The organism is Leptolyngbya sp. FACHB-36, assembly GCF_014695955.1.
GTDB lineage: Bacteria > Cyanobacteriota > Cyanobacteriia > Leptolyngbyales > Leptolyngbyaceae > FACHB-36.
In genome coordinates this window covers 1-2033 of the sequence record NZ_JACJPG010000475.1, presented here as the reverse complement: position 1 = coordinate 2033, position 2033 = coordinate 1, and the positions used below count along the sequence as shown (strand labels likewise).

Genomic DNA, 2033 nt, shown 5'->3' with positions numbered 1-2033 from the left:
ACCGTTTGAGTCAGCAAATTAATCCCCAAGTGGTGGTGGTACAGATAGTTTAAGGGTTCCTCAGCGGGTACATCGGTCAATGGAACTGGGCTGTTGTGCATTGTGTGATCGGGATAAAACCACAGCAGGTTCAGTTCCGGTGGTAAGTCGTCTCCGAATTTAATCCCCGTTTGGAAGTCCAGCCGCACGTAGAAATTGAGGTGATCGACGCCATACCAGAGCCGCTGGATAGCGCTGCTGCGGTGCATGGTTCCCCGTGCTCCCCCAACTTCGATGCGTCCAGCTTTGTCCCAATCTTGCTCGTCGCCGCGTCCATCGATTTGGGGATGAATGAAGCTTTGGGGAGTGCGATCGCCCTGCACCTCGTGCACTTCTACTTGACGCCGTACGTTAGGCGGAATGGGTTCGTTTAGCGCTTGGTAAATTGTCGCGAGATGCTCCCGGAATAGCTGATCGAACATGGCATCCTGGTTGGATGTGTGTCCCTCGCCAAACCACCAGAACCAGTCCGATCCTTCCGCTGCGTACAGCGCTTCCCACGCTTCCGGGTTGGTTTCCTCGGTTGCCTCCGGATGCTTCGCCAACATCTGCCGCGCGTCGCTGAGCAAATCCCAAGCGCGATTCTTTGCCGGATCGCCGATCCAGGTGGTAAAGCTGCCATCTACCCAAGAGCCGCTGTGGAGCTGCTCTGCGGGAATGCGAGCAGTTGGGGGAAACTGCTCGATAAATTCCGACACGGTGACTAGCTTGATGTCGGAATGCTGACTCAGCGTTTGATACAGCGATTCCAGGAACGGTTTGCCGTCCTGTTGATAGAACTCCCAACAGTTTTCGCCGTCCAGCGCGATCGTCACCAGCCACGGCTGCTCTAGTGCGGTACTGCCACTTGACTGGCGCGACTTTAGCGATCGCCCGATCGCCTCTAAGTGCCCAACCAGATCCGTCGCTGCCTTTTTTGGCTCCATCGAGCCGTAGGTAAAGCCAATCAGGTCGGAGAGACGGTGATCGCGGAAGACGATCGCCAGATCTCCCTGGGGCGTTTCTAAACGGTAGGGGCGGTAGAGAAACTCTGGCTCGTACAGATTGCCCGATCCATCACGATTAAAGAAATGCTGAAGCGACCAGCCCAACACCGCTTCATCGGAGCACAGCCAGCGGAATCCCTGCTGCGCCACATCGGGCAGAATCGACGGACTCACCGACTGCTCCGAGGGCCACAGTCCCCGTGGCGATCGTCCAAACCGATCGTGGTACATCTGCCACGCTTTGCGGAGATGGCGCGGAATATCTTCTGCCCACTGAAAGCGGGTTTCGGGCAGCGTCATGTTGGGAACTGCCACGCGTCCCGCATTCGTGTCGGCTAACAGGGGCAGAATCGGGTGCGTATACGGCGACGTGATTACCTCTAGCTGTCCGCTGTCCTGCATCTTGCGGTGCTGCGGAATAATCCGGCTGAGGATCTGGCGCTGTTTGGAGTAGATGCGCTGCCGATCGCCCAGGGTAAATCCTTTGCCTTGCTCTAACCACTGAGCAATCTCTGGATCATCCCAAAACAGCGGATCGATCCAGGCAAGATTGTGCCACGCTAGCAGGTCGCTGTAGTCTTGCAGCGTCCAGTTTTCCAGACACCACGCTCGCCCCTTGTTTTGCCGCTGGTAGTACAGGTCTGCATAGCGGGGATGCGGATCGATCAGCGTGTGGTGATTGCCGTCAAAGAAGTGTTCAACGATGAATTCTTTCTGAAGTGGACTCAGTTGCTCGGTGGGCAACAGCGCCACAGTCAGGTAGGGATCAAACGCCGTGCCCGCAACGTAGTCCTCTATTTGCAGAATCAGCGACGGCACCAAATTGACGGTCTGGTGCAGCGCTGGGTAGTTTTCGAGCAGCAGCACTAAGTCGAGGTAGTCCTTGGTGCCGTGCAGCCGCACCCAGGGTAGACGGTACTGTCCGCCGATCGTGGTATCTGCCACTCGGCTCTTGTAGAGCGGCTGATGCTGGTGCCAGATAAATGCAACGTAGAGGGGATGAGGCAT

The 2033-nt window shown here is 56.7% G+C and carries 1 protein-coding gene; it reads right to left on the bottom strand.

The genetic code is table 11. The features are described 5' to 3' along the window. The coding region (locus H6F43_RS13560; RefSeq protein WP_190343270.1) for a glycoside hydrolase at nt 1–2033 on the bottom strand (2033 nt) is incomplete at both ends.